The following is an 18,565-nucleotide window of genomic DNA, read 5'->3' on the forward strand; positions in this document are numbered from 1 at the left end:
CGTGAGCGAACTCATTCGCGTACCTGACATCGGCAGCGGTGAAGGTGAAGTAATCGAACTGTTTGTGAAGGTAGGCGACCGTATCGAAGCCGACCAGAGCATCCTGACGCTTGAATCGGACAAGGCCAGCATGGAAGTGCCTGCGCCGAAGGCCGGTGTGATCAAGAGCCTGAAGGTGAAGCTGGGCGATCGCCTGAAAGAAGGCGACGAACTGCTGGAGCTGGAAGTCGAGGGCGCCGCTGCGGCGCCTGAAGCGGCTGCCCCTGCGCCAGCGCCTGCGGCGGCTGAAAAGCCCGCTGCGGCCCCGGCTGCCGAAGCAGCGCCTGCTCCGGCCGCTGCGCCGGCCGCCGCCACTGTCCAGGACATTCATGTTCCGGACATTGGTTCGTCGGGCAAGGCCAAGATCATCGAAGTGCTGGTCAAGGCCGGCGATACCGTCGAAGCCGACCAGTCGCTGATCACCCTGGAATCCGACAAGGCCAGCATGGAGATCCCATCGCCGGCTGCCGGTGTGGTGGAGAGCGTCGAGATCAAGCTGGAAGACGAAGTCGGCACCGGCGACCTGATCCTGAAGCTGAAAGTAGCGGGTGCCTCGGCACCTGCCGCGCCTGCCTCGGCCGCTGCACCCGCCGCCAAGGCTGAAGCAGCTCCAGCGCCAGCCGCCGCGCCTGCCGCCAAGGCCGAAGCAGCGCCTGCCCCTGTCGCCGCCGCGCCTGCGCCAAGCGGTGCCAAGGTGCACGCCGGCCCGGCGGTGCGTCAGTTGGCCCGTGAATTCGGTGTCGAGCTGTCGGCCGTTGGCCCGAGCGGGCCGCACGGTCGTGTGCTCAAGGAAGACGTGCAAGCCTACGTCAAGGCCATGATGCAGAAGGCCAAGAACGCACCGGCCGAAGGCGCCACCGGTGGCGCGGGCATCCCGCCGATCCCGGCGGTGGATTTCAGCCGTTTCGGCGAAACCGAAGAAGTGGCCATGACTCGCCTGATGCAGATCGGCGCGTCGAGCCTGCATCGCAGCTGGCTGAACATCCCGCACGTGACGCAGTTCGACCAGGCCGACATCACCGAGCTGGAAGCTTTCCGCGTCGCGCAGAAAGCCGTGGCGGAAAAGGCCGGCGTGAAGCTGACCGTGTTGCCGTTGTTGCTCAAGGCGTGCGCACACCTGCTCAAGGAACTGCCGGACTTCAACAGCTCCCTGGCCCCAAGCGGCAAGGCTGTGATCCGCAAGAAGTACGTGCACATCGGCTTTGCCGTCGACACCCCGGAAGGCCTGCTGGTACCGGTCATCCGCAACGTCGACCAGAAGAGCCTGCTGCAACTGGCCGGCGAAGCCGCTGCCCTGGCCGACAAGGCCCGGAACAAGAAGCTCACCGCCGACGACATGCAGGGCGCCTGCTTCACCATCTCCAGCCTCGGCCACATTGGCGGTACCGGCTTCACGCCGATCGTCAACGCGCCGGAAGTGGCGATCCTGGGTGTTTCCAAGGCCACCATCCAGCCGGTCTGGGACGGCAAGGCCTTCCAGCCGAAGCTGATGCTGCCACTGTCGCTGTCCTACGATCACCGTGTGATCAACGGCGCCGCCGCTGCACGCTTCACCAAGCGCCTGAGCGACCTGCTGGGCGACATCCGTACCATCCTGCTGTAATCGGACGGCCCTCCTTCATCGGAGGGCCATCCAGGCCGCTGTTTCCGAGCGCCACGCTCGTACCTCAACCCCGCCCAGTTGGCGGGGCTTTTTTTGCCCGCCATACGTCGTCGACAGCGCTATAGGAAACGCCGCCGTCAACTTTCCTACCGCGCAAACCATCAATGACTACACAACCTGTTGATCATTGCCGACAACTTCTGTCCCCCTCCCGTTGAATAGCCATGCCCCGTCAGGCTTTAGCATGGCCCGTGCAAAAACAACCGAACGTTTGTACTCACACAGTTGATCAAGCATTGCTTTCGAATGGATTCGAATATGTTCAAACCCACCGTGGGCCCCATAATTGGCCACACGACAACCGACCACGCGCGCATATTCCTGCGCGGCAACCATGGCAATCAAAACAATCCGGTATTCGCCGGCCTGCGTTACAGGCGCCAGGGTGAGACAACATGGTCTGACGGCCATTTCGTCCAGTTGCATGCCCACCGCGATATGTCCGATGTCATTGTGTTGACAGGACTCCAGGCCGACAGCCGCTACCAATATCAAGCAGGCTGGTTTGTCCATGCAAACCCGAGCCAGCCCCTGGGAACGCTTCAGGAACCGCCACTGCAGTGGCCCCAGGCTATCTATTGCCTGCGCACCCTGCCCCGCGCGCGCGATGCTGCGTACGCCTATATCGTGGGTTCATGCCGTTATCTACGGATCACCGCCGGCATCCCGAGGGCGCCAGAACGGGGGGACCGGACCTTCGCCGGCATCCAGCGTATCGTGGACCAGGCCGACCCACCGATCCGCGGCCTCCTGATGACGGGGGACCAGGTGTATCTCGACGACTTGAACATCGTGGCGCCGGATCGAACCTACAAGGACATCCTGTTCAAATATCGCACTGTCTTTTCCCAGCCTCATATCGGCAAGTTGATGTCCGGCGTGCCGACGTACATGATCCTCGACGATCATGAGATCGAGGATAACTGGCCCGCCAACAAACAACTCAACGATGAAATCCTGTATGCGAACGCCATGAGCGCCTATCAACTGTATCAGGCCAGCCACAGTCCGGCCCATGAACTGTCGAGCGCCGGAACCTTGAGCCGACCGCTGCAGCAGTACTGGTATACATTGGCTCACGGGGATATCGAATGGTTTGTCACGGATAGCCGGACCGAGCGCAATCTGTCGCCGGATGATCGACGCATCCTGGATGCAAGGCAGGAACGGTCGCTGCTCCAATGGCTCGTCAACAGCACCGCCCGGGTCAAATTCATCGTGACCAGCGTCCTGTTCTACCCGGACAGCAAGCGTAACGATGGCGATGCCTGGCAAGCTTTCCCGCAGCAGCGCCTGCGGCTGCTGGAAAGCATCCGCCAGCACAGGATCCAGAACGTGATTTTCGTGTCCGGCGACGTTCACGGCTCCATGACCAGTCGCCTGGGCCATAGCGAGGATGCCGACTTCGAAGTCCACACCATCGTTTCCTCGCCGTTTTTCAACAGCGAACTGCTGCCATACGCCACGGCCTCGGATTTTATTTTCGAAAGCCCCATGGTCCGGAGCGAAAAAGGGGACTACCGCTATGAACTGACCAGCCCCGTGATCGGTCAGGACAACTTCGCCCACTTGCAAGTCACGGCCCAGAGCGTCCGCGTGACGTTTCACGACTGTGACGGCCGCCCGCTGGAAGTAGTCGAAATCCCGTTGCGCTGACAAACGGTCGCCCTGGCCGAGCCCTCTGATCGGCTGGGGACTGGAGAAATCCGCCGATCGGCCGATAAGGTTTATAGCACTTGGCCTTCATCTCTCTTGTCAGCCAGTGTCGCAATGATGCAACCTTGCGGCAATCCTTGAGAACGAGGGCGTCAGCCCGGCGCGATCAGCATTTTCGAAGCGAGTTTTCCCATGAAAAGCCAACCCGATGCCGCCAGCCGTATGGCGGCCGAGGTAGTGACGCAATTACCGGTGCCCTCGCGGCTCGGTATGCTGCGTTTCGAACGGCTGAATGAAGCGAGCTGGGCGCTGTTGTTTCTCGATCCCAATTGCGAACGCTACTTCGGCGTGCCGGCTGTGGAGCTCTGCTCGCTGGTCAGTTCGCCTTATGCCAGCCTGATGGAGCCCGAAGCACGCTATCAGCTGCACGATGCGATCCAGCAGCAACTGGCCCAGGCCCCGCATTACCAGGTTCGCTACACGCTGCACACTGCCAAGGGCCCCATGAACCTGCTGGAAATGGGAGAGTCCTACAAGCAACACAACCGCCACCTGCTGCGCGGCTACCTGATGGCGGTGGACAGCCTGCTGCAAAGCGAGCCGTCTACGCCGTCCCTGGACCTGGAAACCCAGAACTCGCGCCTGCAGATCGCTCTGGAGCTGAACCAGCGCGCCCAGCAGGAACAGCTCCAGCACCTGGACCGGGTGCGTGCACAGCAGGATCTGATCCTGCTGCTGACCCGCCAACGCTACAGCGCCAACAACTCCCTGCTGGAAGCCGCCGAACTCATTACCCGCAGCGCCTGCGACATTTACCAGATCGACTGCGCCAGCATCTGGAACCTGGAAGATGGCAAGCTGGTGCCCATCTCGGCCTATAACCGCGCCACCCAGGAATACTTTCGCCCGGATGTGATCGATGCCAGCGAGTATCCCGATTACATGGAGGCCTTGCAGACCTGTCGCGCCATCGACGCCCATAATGCGACCCGCGACCCGCGGACCCGGGAGATGGCCGAGAACCTGCGCTCACGCAACGTCAACGCCATACTCGACGCCAGCGTGCGCATCGATGGCCAGGTGGTGGGCGTGCTGTGCCTGGAACAGGTGGGCGCTACCCGCGCCTGGCAGTCGGACGAAATCGCCTTTGCCGGTGAACTGGCGGACCAATTCGCCCAGGTGATCAACAATCACAACCGCCGCATCGCCACCAGCGCCCTGCACTTGTTCCAGCGTGCCGTGGAGCAAAGCGCCAACGCGTTCCTGCTGGTCAACTGCGATGGCGTGGTGGAATACGTCAACCCCAGCTTCACCGCCATCACCCAGTACACCACCGAAGAAGTCCACGGCCAGCGCCTGTCAGAACTGCCGGCCCTGGAGAACCTCAGCGAACTGCTGTTCGATGCGCCCTCGGCCCTGGCACAGAGCAACAGCTGGCAGGGCGAGTTCAAGAGCCGACGCAAGAACCTGGAACCGTACTGGGGCCAGTTGTCGATCTCCAAGGTCTATGGCGATAACCGCGAACTGACCCACTACATCGGCATCTACGAAGACATCACCCAGGCCAAATTGGCCCAGCAGCGCATCGAACGCCTGGCCTACACCGACAACCTGACCAACCTGGGCAACCGCCCGGCGTTCATTCGCAACCTGGATGAACGCTTCGCCCGGGACAGCGATTCGCCCATCAGCCTGCTGCTGGTGGACATCGATAATTTCAAGCGCATCAACGACAGCCTCGGCCATCAGACCGGCGACAAACTGCTGATCAGCCTGGCACGACGCCTGCGCAACAGCCTGAGCCCCAGCGGCAGCCTGGCAAGGTTCGCCAGCAACGAGTTCGCCGTGCTGCTGGACGACACCGACCTGGAGGCCGGCCAGCAAGTCGCCAGCCAATTGCTGATGACCCTCGACAAGCCGATGTTCGTCGACAACCAGTTGATCAGCGTGACCGGCTCCGTGGGCCTGGCCTGCGCGCCGCTGCACGGCCGCGACCCCCAGACCCTCATGCGTAACGCCGGACTTGCCCTGCACAAGGCCAAGGCCAACGGCAAGCACCAGGTCCAGGTGTTCACCGAGGCACTGAATGCAGAGGCCAGCTACAAGCTGTTCGTGGAAAACAACCTGCGCCGCGCCCTGACCCAGAACGAGCTGGATGTGTTCTACCAGCCCAAGCTGTGCCTGCGCAGCGGCAGGTTGCTGGGCATGGAGGCGCTGCTGCGCTGGAACCATCCGGAAAAGGGCATGATCCGTCCGGACCAGTTCATCAGCGTGGCCGAGGAAACCGGCCTGATCATCCCCATCGGCAAGTGGATCGCCCGCCAGGCCTGCCGCATGAGCAAGCAGTTGACCGCCTCCGGGCTGGGCAACCTGCAGGTGGCGATCAACCTGTCGCCCAAGCAGTTCTCCGATCCTGACCTGGTGGCCTCGATCGCCAGCATCCTCAAGGAAGAGCAACTGCCCGCCCACCTCCTGGAGCTGGAACTGACCGAAGGTTTGCTGCTGGAGGCCACCGAAGACACCCACCAGCAGCTCGACCAGCTCAAGCGGCTTGGCCTGACCCTGGCCATGGACGATTTCGGTACCGGTTATTCGTCCCTGAGCTACCTGAAGAAATTCCCCATCGACATCATCAAGATCGATCGCAGCTTCATCCATGAGATTCCCGACAACCAGGACGACATGGAAATCACTTCGGCAGTGATCGCCATGGCCCACAACCTGAAGCTCAAGGTCGTGGCCGAGGGCATCGAGAGCGCCCAGCAACTGGCGTTCCTGCGCCGTCATCGCTGCGATGTGGGCCAAGGCTACCTGTTCGACCGGCCGATCCCCGGTGCGGAACTGGTGGAGAAGCTCAAGCGCTATCCCCGCGGTCCACTCGTCTGACTGCGACAAGCGATAGAGCCCCCTCGCAGCAGTTGCGTCTTTCTTAACCCATCGGCATTGGGCACACTGACGGTCTATTTCGCTCAACTCAATCTGACTGAGAGGACTGATGATGGTCTTGCGCTCGGAAATCCTGGTGAACAAAAACGTGCTTCCTACTCCTGATCAAGCTCTCCCTGGCCGTGAAACCCCAATGGCCGTGCCGGAAAAACACTTCGTCCTCGACGCGCCATTGCTGGGCCCATTCGTAACCAATGTGGATTTCGCGATCTTCGGCCTGGGTTGCTTCTGGGGTGCCGAACGCAGGTTCTGGCAGCGCGAAGGCGTGGTCAGCACGGCGGTGGGCTATGCCGGTGGTTTTACGCCAAACCCGACCTACGAAGAGGTCTGCTCGGGCCTGACCGGTCACAGCGAAGTGGTGCTGGTGGTCTACGAGCCGGAGAAGGTCAGCTACCAACAACTGCTGGCGATGTTCTGGGAACTGCATAACCCGACCCAGGGGATGCGCCAGGGTAACGACATCGGTACCCAGTATCGCTCGGTGATCTACTGCACCACCCCCGAGCAGCTGGAAGCGGCGAAGAAGAGCAAGGAAGTGTTCCAGGCCGAACTGAGCAAGGCCGGCCTTGGGGAAATCACCACCGAAATCGACGAAGCGCCGACGTTCTACTTTGCCGAGGCCTATCACCAGCAATATCTGGCGAAGAATCCTGAAGGCTATTGCGGAATCGGCGGTACGGGCGTGACCTGCCCGATCTGACCCCGGAGCCTTGCAAGACAACGCGAGCAGGCTCGCTCCCAGAGGGTCTGGTGATGTATGCAACTGCTGCGTACACCTGCGCCCCACTGTGAGAGCGAGCTTGCTCGCGAAGCTATCCTTCAGACAGTATCAATACAGCTGGCCAGCGATCAGCTTTCAGCGATCAACCAATCCATCTGCCAGCCACCCTGGGTCTGCCCAAGCTTCTTCGACAACCAGGGCAACAGCTCACGCAACTCCTCTTCCAGCCCCCAGGGCGGGTTGGCAATCGCCAGGCCGGAACCGTTCAGGCTGTTGGGCGTGGCCAACGGATGCACCAGCAACTCCACCCGCAACAGCTTGGGCGCGCCGGTGCCGGCCAGATCCTGGTAGAAACGGCGCAGCATGCGCTGGTCCTTTACCGGGTACCAGATCGCGGCCACCGTCTGGCGCATCCGGCCGATGGCCTCCTTGAGGGACGCGGCGCAGCGCTGCATCTCGTCAAGCTGCTCGAAGGGCGGATCGATCAGCATCAGGCCACGTTTCTCCGCCACCGGCAGCAGCGCCCGGGGTACATGCCAGCCCTCCCCCAGGTGCACCGCCACGCGACGGTCGCCCTTCATGTTGTCCTTGAGCAGCACGCCGTCTTCGGGGTGCTTCTCGTTGAGCAACACCCGATCCTGCGGCCGGGTCAGGCGCCGCGCCAGTTCCGGCGAACCGGGGTAGTAGCGCAACTGCCCGTCCGGATTCATCTCGTGCAGCACCTTCATGTAGTCGGCGGTCAGCGCCGGCAGGTCGTCCTGGCCCCACAACCGCGCGATGCCTTCCAGGTACTCGCCGGTCCGATTGGCCTGGTCGCCCTGCAAGTCGTACAGCCCGATGCCCGCATGGGTATCGAGGTAGGCGAACGGCTGCTCCTTGCGCGACATGAGGGCAATCAGGCGGGTCAAGGTCAGGTGTTTGAACACATCGGCGTGATTGCCGGCGTGGAAGGCGTGGCGATAATTCATGGCGGCTCCTGCGAAGGGCGACGAGTTTACCTTGAAGCGTGCCGGACGTCAGGCGTTCGCAGCCGAGTGGATGTACCTGGGTCAGCGCCCGCCGTCAGCAAAACGGCCCTCTGTAACCACGAACAGGAACGTGGGCCCCAAGAAAATGCGTATGTCCGGACACGTTCTCGTCACACGGCGGAATCGGCCGCGTCTTACAACATGGCGGGCCTCGGGACTGCATCGGAGCGTGATAACGTTTCCAGCGTCGCAAAAAGCAAAGGATGCACCGCATGACAACCCGCTATTCGAAAATCGCAATGACCCTGGCTCTCGCCGCATTCGCCTTCCTGACCGTGTTCAACAACCTCACGGACTACCGCTCCAACTTCAACTTCGTCCAGCACGTACTGAGTATGGACACCACCTTCCCTGACAATGCCGCCCGCTACCGCGCCATTGTCCAGCCTTGGCTATGGCATGGCGCCTACTGGTTGATCATCCTCGGCGAAGCGATCACCGCCGGGCTGCTGGGCTACGGCGCCTTGAAACTGTGGCAGGCGCGCAACGCCGACGGCCCGGTTTTCACCCAGGCCAAGCGATGGGCCATCGGCGGCCTGACGGCAGGCTTCCTCGTCTGGTTCTTTGGCTTCATGGTGGTGGGTGGCGAGTGGTTCCTGATGTGGCAATCGCAAATCTGGAACGGCCAGGACGCCGCCTTCAGGTTCTACATGGCGATACTGGGAGTGCTGATCTTCCTCAACCAGCCCGATGCCGATCCGAGCTGAAAAAAAACGGCCCGCCTCCACTGGAGACGGGCCGTTTCGGATCGATCAAGCGAGCCAACCAGGCCTCGCCGAGCGCATCACTGGTTCAGGCGGAAATCTTTTTCAGCCGCTTCGAAGCGCTGCACCATACCGGCGGTAGGCGAGCCCATCTTGCTGACGATGTAGATCGCCAGGCTGGCGAAGATAAAGCCCGGGATGATTTCGTACAGGCCCAGCAGCTCGAAGTGCTTCCACACAATCACGGTGATTGCACCCACCAGGATACCGGCCAACGCGCCGTTACGAGTCATGCCTTTCCAGATCACCGAAATCAGGACCACGGGACCGAAAGCCGCACCGAAACCGGCCCAAGCGTAGCTCACCAGGCCCAGTACGCGGTTTTCCGGGTTGGCGGCCAGGGCGATGGCCACCAGAGCCACCAGCAGCACCATGGCGCGGCCGACCCAGACCAGTTCCAGCTGGGAAGCGCTCTTGCGCAGGAACGTCTTGTAGAAGTCTTCGGTCAGGGCGCTGGAGCACACCAGCAACTGGCAGCTCAGGGTGCTCATCACGGCCGCCAGGATGGCCGACAGCAGCACGCCGGCAATCCATGGGTTGAACAGCAGCTTGGCCAGTTCGATGAACACGCGCTCGTGGTTTTCGGTCACTGGACCGGCCACTTCAGGATGCGCCGAGAAGTACGCGATACCGAAGAAACCGACGGCAACGGTACCGCCCAGGCACAGGATCATCCAGGTCATGGAGATGCGACGGGCACTGGCGATGGACTTGACCGAGTCGGCAGCCATGAAGCGCGCCAGGATATGTGGCTGGCCAAAGTAACCCAGGCCCCAGCCCATCAGCGAAATCACGCCGATGAAGGTGGTGTTCTTCAGCATGTCGAAGGACGAAGGATCCTTCGCTTCGATAGCCAGGAAGGTGGTGTCCACGCCGCCGGTAGCCAGCAGCACGATGATCGGCGTCAGGATCAGCGCGAAAATCATCAGGGTGGCCTGCACCGTATCGGTCCAGCTCACGGCCAGGAAGCCGCCCACGAAAGTGTAGGCGATGGTCGCGGCGGCACCGGCCCACAGCGCAGTCTCGTAGGACATGCCGAAGGTGCTTTCGAACAGACGGGCACCGGCCACGATGCCGGAGGCGCAGTAAATGGTGAAGAACACCAGGATCACCACCGCAGAGATGATGCGCAGCAGACCGCTCTTGTCTTCGAAACGGCTGGAGAAGTAGTCCGGCAGGGTCAGCGCGTCGCCGTTATGCTCGGTCTGGACCCGCAGGCGACCGGCTACGAACAGCCAGTTCAGGTAGGCACCGACGATCAGGCCGATGGCGATCCAGCTTTCCGACAGGCCGGACATGTAGATGGCACCTGGCAGGCCCATCAACAGCCACCCGCTCATGTCGGAGGCACCGGCGGACAATGCGGTCACGACGCTACCCAGGCTGCGACCGCCCAGGATGTAATCGGAAAGGTTGTTGGTGGATCGATAAGCCATCAGGCCGATCAGGACCATGGCTGCGATATAGATCACGAAGGTGATCAGGGTGGGATTGCTTACACTCATGAGTTACGCCCTGGCTTTGTTTTTATGTAGCGGTGGCAGTTGAAAGCGCCGACAACGCAGACGTTGTAGCGACGATTTGCAAACCCGCGAATTTATGACCGATGTTTCCCCAGGAAAGCCATCGGCCGATACAACTCGGCGTCAAACCGGTTGCACCTTGGCCGCGAATGCTATTCAACAAGTGAAATAAGGTGCAACCTGTTTCGCTCAAATAAGTTGCACCTGATCGGTTTTTTCACCACTGACAATGTTTTTTGCTCCCTTTTTGCGCAGTCGCCAGCCTTGCCTAGAAGCCAAAGCACTAAGGCGGTGCAACGGACCGCAGCCCAGGATTTACTTCCTGATGAGCTGCTGGATATTTCGTCAAAAAAAGGGTTGCACCCGGTTGCACCTCGAACAGCCCGAGGCTAATCTTGCCGCCAGCTGATGCCACGCAATACGTGGTAAACATGAGGATAAAAATATGGCTACCACCACCCTTGGGGTCAAACTCGACGACCCGACCCGCGAACGCCTCAAGGCGGCCGCAACCTCGATTGATCGCACGCCGCACTGGCTGATCAAGCAGGCAATTTTCAATTACCTGGAAAAACTCGAGGGTGGTGCAACCCTGACCGAGCTGAACGGTTCGACCCGTATCGACAGTGACGAAGCCGGTGATGTCCAGGTCGACCACGCGCACCAGTGCTTCCTGGAATTCGCCGAAAGCATCCTGCCGCAATCGGTGCTGCGCGCTTCCATTACCGCCGCTTACCGTCGCCCCGAGCCGGAAGTGGTCCCAATGCTGATCGAGCAGGCTCGCCTGCCAGCGGAAATGGCCGAAGCCACCAACAAGCTTGCCGCGTCAATCGCCGAAAAACTGCGTAACCAGAAGAGTGCTGGTGGTCGTGCCGGTATCGTTCAGGGCCTGTTGCAGGAATTCTCCCTGTCGTCCCAGGAAGGCGTGGCGCTGATGTGCCTGGCCGAGGCGCTGCTGCGCATCCCGGACAAGGGCACTCGCGATGCACTGATCCGCGACAAGATCAGCACCGGCAACTGGCAGCCCCACCTGGGCAACAGTCCATCGCTGTTCGTCAACGCCGCCACCTGGGGCCTGCTGCTGACCGGCAAGCTGGTCGCCACCCACAACGAAGCGGGCCTGACCTCCTCCTTGAGCCGCATCATCGGCAAGAGCGGCGAGCCGATGATCCGCAAGGGCGTCGACATGGCGATGCGCTTGATGGGCGAACAGTTCGTCACTGGCGAAACCATCGCCGAAGCCCTGGCCAATGCGAGCAAATTCGAATCCAAGGGCTTCCGTTATTCCTACGACATGCTGGGCGAAGCCGCGCTCACCGAGCATGACGCCCAGAAGTACCTGGCCTCGTACGAACAAGCCATCCATTCGATCGGCAAAGCCTCCCACGGTCGTGGGATCTACGAGGGCCCGGGCATTTCCATCAAGCTCTCGGCCCTGCACCCGCGTTACAGCCGTGCCCAGTACGAACGGGTGATGGACGAGCTGTACCCGCGCCTGCTGTCGCTGACCCTGCTGGCCAAGCAATACGACATCGGCCTGAACATCGACGCCGAAGAAGCCGATCGCCTCGAACTGTCCCTGGATCTGCTGGAGCGCCTGTGCTTCGAGCCGCAGCTCACTGGCTGGAACGGCATCGGTTTCGTGATCCAGGCTTATCAGAAGCGCTGCCCGTACGTGATCGACTATGTGATCGACCTGGCCCGTCGCAGCCGTCATCGCCTGATGATCCGCCTGGTGAAAGGCGCTTACTGGGACAGCGAGATCAAGCGCGCCCAGGTCGAAGGTCTGGAAGGCTATCCGGTCTATACCCGCAAGGTGTACACCGACGTGTCCTACATTGCCTGCGCCCGCAAGCTGCTGTCGGTGCCGGAAGCCATCTACCCGCAGTTCGCGACGCACAATGCCCATACGCTGTCGGCCATTTATCACATCGCCGGTCAGAACTACTACCCGGGCCAGTATGAATTCCAGTGCCTGCACGGCATGGGTGAACCGCTGTACGAACAGGTCGTAGGCAAGGTTTCCGAAGGCAAGCTGAACCGTCCGTGCCGCGTGTACGCTCCGGTCGGGACCCACGAAACGCTGCTGGCCTATCTGGTTCGCCGCCTGCTGGAGAACGGTGCCAACACGTCGTTCGTCAACCGCATCGCCGACCAGTCCATTTCGATTCAGGAACTGGTGGCCGACCCGGTGGCCAGCATCGAGCAGATGGCGACCCTGGAAGGCGGTTTCGGCCTGCCGCATCCACGCATCCCATTGCCACGCGACCTGTACGGCAGCGAGCGCGCCAACTCCAGCGGCATCGACATGGCAAACGAGCATCGCCTGGCCTCGTTGTCCTGCGCCCTGCTGGCGACCGCCCATAACGATTGGAAAGCCGCGCCGATGCTCGGCTGCGCCGCCAGCGAAGAAACGCCGGCCCCCGTCTTGAACCCGGCAGACCACCGCGACGTGGTCGGCCACGTCCAGGAAGCCACGGTGGCGGATGTCGACAATGCCATCCAGTGCGCCCTCAACGCCGCACCGATCTGGCAGGCCACGCCACCGGCCGAGCGGGCCGCGATCCTGGAGCGTGCCGCCGACCTGATGGAAGGCGAGATCCAGCCCCTGATGGGCCTGCTGGCCCGCGAAGCCGGCAAGACCTTCGCCAACGCCATTGCCGAAGTCCGTGAAGCCGTGGATTTCCTGCGCTACTACGCGGTGCAGGCTCGCAACGACTTCACCAACGATGCCCATCGCCCGCTGGGCCCGGTGGTCTGCATCAGCCCGTGGAACTTCCCCCTGGCGATTTTCAGCGGCCAGGTTGCCGCCGCCCTGGCCGCCGGCAACCCGGTACTGGCCAAGCCCGCCGAGCAGACGCCGCTGGTGGCCGCCCAGGCCGTGCGCCTGATGCTCGAAGCCGGCATTCCGGAAGGCGTCCTGCAACTGCTGCCGGGCCGCGGCGAAACCGTCGGCGCTCGCCTGGTGGGTGACGATCGTGTCAAGGGTGTGATGTTCACCGGTTCCACCGAAGTCGCACGCCTGCTGCAGCGCAACATCGCCGGTCGCCTGGACAACCAGGGCCGTCCGATCCCGCTGATCGCCGAGACCGGCGGACAGAACGCCATGATCGTCGACTCCTCGGCCCTGACCGAGCAGGTGGTCATCGACGTGGTGTCCTCGGCCTTCGATAGCGCCGGCCAGCGTTGCTCGGCGCTGCGGGTCCTGTGCCTGCAGGAAGATTCCGCCGACCGTGTCATCGAAATGCTCAAGGGTGCCATGGCCGAATCGCGCCTCGGCAACCCCGAGCGCCTGTCCGTGGACATCGGCCCGGTGATCGACGCCGAAGCCAAGGCGGGCATCGAGAAGCACATCCAGGCCATGCGCGACAAAGGTCGCAGCGTGTACCAGATGGCAATCGCCGACAGCGAGGAATGCAAGCGCGGTACCTTCGTCATGCCAACCCTCATTGAGCTGGAAAGCTTCGACGAGCTGCAACGGGAGATCTTCGGTCCGGTGCTGCACGTGGTGCGCTACAAGCGCAAGGAGCTGGATCAGTTGATCGACCAGATCAACGCATCCGGCTATGGCCTGACCCTGGGCGTGCACACCCGTATCGACGAAACCATCGCCAAGGTGATCGACAACGTCCATGCCGGCAACGTCTATGTGAACCGCAATATCGTGGGTGCCGTGGTCGGCGTGCAGCCGTTCGGCGGCGAAGGCCTGTCGGGCACCGGGCCCAAGGCCGGTGGCCCGCTGTACCTGTACCGCCTGCTGTCGACACGTCCTGCCGATGCGATCCAGCAGTCCTTCGTTCGTGGCGATGCCGCCAGTGCGCCGGACCTGCGCCTGCGCGATGCCCTGAGCAAACCGCTGAACGCCCTGAAAGCCTGGGCCGACAGCCAGAAGCTCGCCGAACTGAGTGCGTTGTGCGTGCAGTTCGCAGCCCAGTCGCAAAGCGGTATCACCCGTCAACTGACCGGCCCGACCGGCGAGCGCAACAGCTACGCCATCCTGCCGCGCGAACACGTACTGTGCCTGGCCGAGGTGGAAGGAGACCTGTTGACGCAACTGGCGGCGGTACTGGCCGTGGGTGGCTCGGCCGTATGGCCGGAAACCGACACCGCCAAGGCGCTGTTCGCACGTTTGCCGAAGGACATCCAGGCACGTATCCAGCGCGTTGCCGACTGGACCAAGGATGATGTGGTGTTCGACGCTGTCCTGCATCATGGCGACTCGGACCAGCTGCGCAGCGTCTGCCAGCAGGTAGCCAAGCGCCCCGGTGCCATCGTCGGCGTCAATGGCCTGTCCCAGGGCGAAACCGGCATCGCGCTGGAACGCCTGGTGATCGAGCGGGCCCTGAGCGTCAACACCGCCGCGGCGGGGGGTAACGCCAGCCTGATGACTATCGGTTAAGCGCGACATTCGCTGAGCATCGACAATAGATGCTCAGTTCACCGCCCCAGTGGGAGCGAGCTTGCTCGCGATAGCGACCTGACAGCCAGCATCTTTGTTGTGTGTGAAATCGCTATCGCGAGCAAGCTCGCTCCCACATTTTTTACGCGTCAGATCACCCCCTGCGTTCTGCCACTCCATCACCCAAATCAATCTTGCTGTTCACCCTCCTGCCTCACACCTAGACTCGGCCCATCCCAAAACAAGGTAGGCCGCCATGTCCGAGACGTTGCTCAGTTCCCGCAATCTGGCTTTCGAGCTGTACGAAGTCCTTGATGCCGAGGGGCTGACCCAGCGCGAACGGTTTGCCGAACACAACCGCGAAACCTTCGACGCAGCCATCGGCACAGCCCGCAGCATTGCCGAGAAATATTTCGCGCCGCACAACCGCAAGAATGACGAGAACGAACCGCGCTATGAGAACGGCCAGGCAATCCTGATTCCCGAGGTGAAACCGGCGGTGGACGCTTTCCTCGAAGCCGGTTTCCTCAATGCCGCGCGCAGTTTCGAGGCTGGCGGCATGCAGTTGCCGACGCTGCTGTCCCAAGCCTGCTTCGCCCACTTCCAGTCGGCCAACGCCGCATCGACGTCCTATCCGTTCCTGACCATGGGCGCGGCGAACCTGATCGAAAGCTTCGGCGACGAAGCCCAGAAGCGACGCTTCCTGCAGCCGATGATCGATGGTCGCTTCTTCGGCACCATGGCCCTCACCGAACCTCACGCCGGCTCTTCGCTGTCGGATATCCGTACCCGTGCGGAACCGGCACCCGACGGCACCTACCGGCTCAAGGGCAACAAGATCTTCATTTCCGGCGGCGATCACCCGCTGGCGGAAAACATCGTGCACATGGTCCTGGCGAAGCTGCCGGACGCGCCACCCGGGGTCAAGGGGATCTCGTTGTTCATCGTGCCCAAGTTCCTGGTCAACGACGACGGCAGCCTTGGCAAGCGCAACGATGTGCTGCTGGCCGGGCTGTTCCACAAGATGGGTTGGCGCGGCACCACTTCCACGGCACTGAACTTTGGCGACAACGGCGAATGCATCGCTTACCTGGTGGGCAAACCGCACCACGGCCTGAGCTATATGTTCCAGATGATGAATGAGGCCCGGATCGGCGTCGGCATGGGCGCGGTGATGCTGGGTTACGCCGGCTACCTGTATTCCCTGGAATATGCCCGCGAACGTCCGCAAGGCCGGGTGCCCGACAGCAAGGACCCGACCACCGCTCCCGTGGCGATCATCCAGCACGCCGACGTGCGTCGCATGCTGCTGACGCAAAAGGCCTACGTCGAAGGTTCGTTCGACCTGGGCCTGTACGCGGCCCGGCTGTTCGATGACACCACCACACTCGACAGCGAAGCCGAACGCCGACGAGCCCATGAATTGCTGGACTTGCTGACCCCGATCGTCAAATCCTGGCCATCGGAGTTCTGCCTGAAGGCCAATGAACTGGCGATCCAGATTCTGGGGGGACACGGCTACACCCGGGAGTATCCGGTGGAGCAGTATTATCGCGACAACCGCCTGAACCCGATCCACGAGGGCACCCATGGCATCCAGTCCCTGGACCTGCTGGGCCGCAAGCTGGCACAGAACGGCGGCGCCGGACTCAAGCAGTTGATCCGCCTGGTGGCCGATACCACCGAGCGCGCCCAGGCGTATGAGTCATTGAATGCGCTTCGTCAACCGCTGGAAGCTCTGGTAGCACGCCTGCAGACAGTCACACTGGGGCTGCTTACGGACATGGCCCAGGGCAAGGTCAACAGCAGCCTCGCCAACTCGGCTCTTTACCTCAAGGTATTCGGTCACATGGTGATCGGCTGGCGCTGGCTGGAACAGGCCATTCGCGCCGAGCAAGGCCTGCTCGCAGGCAACCCGGCGGACGTGGCTTTCTACAAAGGCAAGCTACAAGCGGCGCGCTACTTCCTTACCTGGGAAGTACCAGGATGCCAGCACGAGCTGACACTGCTCGAGGCGCGGGACGATACGTGCCTGACGATGCGGGATGAGTGGTTCTGAGAAGAGTTCTGCAGCGCGCTCGGAGACCGATCGCCCAGCAGGCTCATTCCTGCATTTGATCCTCGGTGAACACAGTTCCACCGTGGAGCGAGCCTGCTGCTTCTCAAGCCAGTCGCAGGTTCAGGCCTGCTGAATCGTCTTGGCGATCACATCGACCGTGGCGCTGACCTGCTCCTGGTAACGGTCGAGCTCGGCGCGATGCTGCTTCTGCATTTCGATCTGCTGCGAACACAGGTTCATGGCCGCCAGCACCAGCAGGCGATCACCGATCAGCGTCGGGTATTTTCGCTTCGTGTCGGCCAGGGCGGCCTTGAGCATCGCCGCGGCGTCCAGCAGCGCCTGTTCCTGTCCGGTCGGGGCCTTGATTGAATAGTCTTCTCCCAGGATCGAGATGACTGTCACCCCATCGGCACCCTGCCTCATGCGCCGACGGGACCTGCGCTGGCGCGCTCGATGAGCGCCTGGATGCGGGCCGCAGTGGCCCCGTGCAGTTCTTCCTGTTCCATCAGGCTCAATTGCAGGCTCTCGTTTTCATCCTTGGCCCTGGCAAGTTCCGCACTCAGGGTTTCGTTCAGGCCGGCGAGGTGGCGGTTCTGTTGCACCAGGTCGTTGACCAGTTGCTCCAGTTGGCTGAGGGATGTTTCCAACATATTGATTTCCAGGCTTTTCCAGGGGGCGCGTACGATAAAGAAAAGTCACCGCCGACGCCACGATTTACGGGCGGCGGTACTTCGCTCGCGAGTGGTAAAGACTGTGAATGGGCAGTCCGGTTCCTACCCTTCGTCGCCTGGCCAGGGTAGTGCTGCGACAAAAGGGCCCATCCCACTCAAGACTTCAGTCGCATGTCCGATAAGGCAATTAACACCAGCCACAGCCCGCACGGGCGCGCCTTCTCGGTACATTCCATGTCTCTACGTAATATGAACATCGCGCCGCGGGCGTTCCTAGGCTTTGCCCTGATCGGCGCCCTGATGCTGGCCCTCGGGGTATTCGCCCTGACCCAGATGAGCAAGATCCGCGCATCCAGCGAAAACATCGCCCAGAACAGCGTACCCAGCATCCAGGCCCTGAATGAATTCACCCAGCTCACCTTGCGCCTGCGGGTATTGTCCTATCGCCTGCTGACCAACCGCGAACCGGATATCCAGCAGAAAACCTTCGAGCTGTTCGAGCAACGCAACCAGCAGATTCGCGATGCCCAGAGTGCTTACGAAAAACTCATCAGCGCTACCGAAGAACGAGCGGCCTATGACCAGTACGTGCAACTGCTGGGGCAATACCGCCAACTCGAAGAGCGGATGAAAACCCTGTCGCGCAACAATCAGGTCGATGAGTTGCGGGCACTGCTCAACACTGAACTGCAGAACAACTCCGAAGCCATCAACGCAGTACTCGGCCGCCTGCTGGAAATCAACAACCAGCAAGCCGATGATTTCAATCAGGGCGCGGCGCAACAGTACTCGACAGCGTTCAACTGGGTCGTCACCCTGCTGGTGGTTGCCACCGGCCTTACCCTGCTGTTCGCCTGGCTGCTGACCAACAGCATCACCCGGCCGATCGCCAACGCCCTGGACGCCGCCGAAGAAATCGCCAAGGGCAACCTGACCCGGCCGATCGTGGTCGATGGCAGCGACGAAGCCGGTCGCCTGCTGCGGGCGATGTCCACCATGCAGGAAAAACTGCGCGATACCCTGCAGCGGATTTCCGGCTCGGCCACGCAACTGGCCTCCGCCGCCGAAGAACTCAACAGCGTTACCGACGAAAGCG

Annotated in this window: 12 protein-coding genes and 1 pseudogene; 8 read left to right on the top strand and 5 right to left on the bottom strand. The window is 61.8% G+C overall.

Annotated elements, in window-relative coordinates:
• The first annotated feature begins 1 nt into the window (after position 1).
• Positions 2-1,642 carry a dihydrolipoyllysine-residue acetyltransferase gene (gene aceF / locus BW992_RS04710; protein WP_072432174.1) on the top strand — a complete coding sequence of 547 codons (1,641 nt, stop codon included), beginning with the start codon at positions 2-4 and terminating at the stop codon, positions 1,640-1,642.
• A gap of 168 nt (positions 1,643-1,810) precedes the next feature.
• Here the strand turns inward: aceF and BW992_RS27160 are convergent, their stop codons facing one another.
• Positions 1,811-2,128, bottom strand: a complete 318-nt coding sequence (locus BW992_RS27160; protein WP_231991102.1) for a hypothetical protein — start codon at positions 2,126-2,128, stop codon at positions 1,811-1,813.
• A gap of 12 nt (positions 2,129-2,140) precedes the next feature.
• On the opposite strand from BW992_RS27160, the gene BW992_RS04715 reads away from it, so the two are divergent.
• From BW992_RS04715 to msrA, 3 genes are all read left to right on the top strand, one after another.
• The gene (locus BW992_RS04715; protein WP_231991103.1) at positions 2,141-3,358 is read left to right on the top strand and encodes an alkaline phosphatase D family protein; all 1,218 of its coding nucleotides are present in this window, start codon (positions 2,141-2,143) and stop codon (positions 3,356-3,358) included.
• A 192-nt stretch (positions 3,359-3,550) separates the two neighbouring features.
• A complete protein-coding gene (locus BW992_RS04720) occupies positions 3,551-6,244 on the top strand; it encodes a putative bifunctional diguanylate cyclase/phosphodiesterase (RefSeq protein WP_072398559.1) in 2,694 nt (897 codons plus the stop codon).
• 112 nt (positions 6,245-6,356) lie between these two features.
• Positions 6,357-7,004, top strand: a complete 648-nt coding sequence (gene msrA / locus BW992_RS04725; RefSeq protein ID WP_072458656.1) for a peptide-methionine (S)-S-oxide reductase MsrA — start codon at positions 6,357-6,359, stop codon at positions 7,002-7,004.
• 149 nt (positions 7,005-7,153) lie between these two features.
• On the opposite strand, the gene BW992_RS04730 is transcribed toward msrA, so the two are convergent.
• Complete coding sequence (locus BW992_RS04730) at positions 7,154-7,993, bottom strand: 23S rRNA (adenine(2030)-N(6))-methyltransferase RlmJ (protein ID WP_072398560.1); 840 nt, start codon at positions 7,991-7,993, stop codon at positions 7,154-7,156.
• Between the two features lie 272 nt (positions 7,994-8,265).
• Between BW992_RS04730 and BW992_RS04735 the strand changes: the two genes are divergently transcribed.
• The gene (locus BW992_RS04735) at positions 8,266-8,760 is read left to right on the top strand and encodes a DUF2165 family protein (RefSeq protein ID WP_072398561.1); all 495 of its coding nucleotides are present in this window, start codon (positions 8,266-8,268) and stop codon (positions 8,758-8,760) included.
• 77 nt (positions 8,761-8,837) lie between these two features.
• Here the strand turns inward: BW992_RS04735 and putP are convergent, their stop codons facing one another.
• The gene (putP, locus tag BW992_RS04740; RefSeq protein ID WP_072432177.1) at positions 8,838-10,322 is read right to left on the bottom strand and encodes a sodium/proline symporter PutP; all 1,485 of its coding nucleotides are present in this window, start codon (positions 10,320-10,322) and stop codon (positions 8,838-8,840) included.
• Positions 10,323-10,785: 463 nt separating this feature from the next.
• Here putP and putA point away from each other — a divergent pair, with 463 nt between their 5' ends.
• Positions 10,786-14,739, top strand: coding sequence for a trifunctional transcriptional regulator/proline dehydrogenase/L-glutamate gamma-semialdehyde dehydrogenase (putA, locus tag BW992_RS04745; RefSeq protein ID WP_072398563.1), 3,954 nt, complete (start codon positions 10,786-10,788; stop codon positions 14,737-14,739).
• Positions 14,740-14,995: 256 nt separating this feature from the next.
• Positions 14,996-16,798 carry an acyl-CoA dehydrogenase gene (locus tag BW992_RS04750; protein WP_072398564.1) on the top strand — a complete coding sequence of 601 codons (1,803 nt, stop codon included), beginning with the start codon at positions 14,996-14,998 and terminating at the stop codon, positions 16,796-16,798.
• A gap of 120 nt (positions 16,799-16,918) precedes the next feature.
• On the opposite strand, the gene BW992_RS04755 is transcribed toward BW992_RS04750, so the two are convergent.
• Positions 16,919-17,221: a cell division protein ZapA gene (locus BW992_RS04755; RefSeq protein ID WP_072398565.1), complete on the bottom strand. Its 303-nt coding sequence runs from the start codon at positions 17,219-17,221 to the stop codon at positions 16,919-16,921.
• Complete coding sequence (locus BW992_RS04760) at positions 17,218-17,448, bottom strand: hypothetical protein (protein WP_072398566.1); 231 nt, start codon at positions 17,446-17,448, stop codon at positions 17,218-17,220. The genes BW992_RS04755 and BW992_RS04760 overlap by 4 nt, the downstream gene beginning before the upstream one ends.
• Before the next feature lie 321 nt (positions 17,449-17,769).
• On the opposite strand from BW992_RS04760, the pseudogene BW992_RS27435 reads away from it, so the two are divergent.
• A pseudogene (locus tag BW992_RS27435) lies at positions 17,770-18,426 on the top strand (MCP four helix bundle domain-containing protein); the annotation flags it as partial.
• Positions 18,427-18,565: the final 139 nt, after the last annotated feature.

Source organism: Pseudomonas sp. 7SR1, assembly GCF_900156465.1.
Classification (GTDB): Bacteria; Pseudomonadota; Gammaproteobacteria; order Pseudomonadales; family Pseudomonadaceae; genus Aquipseudomonas.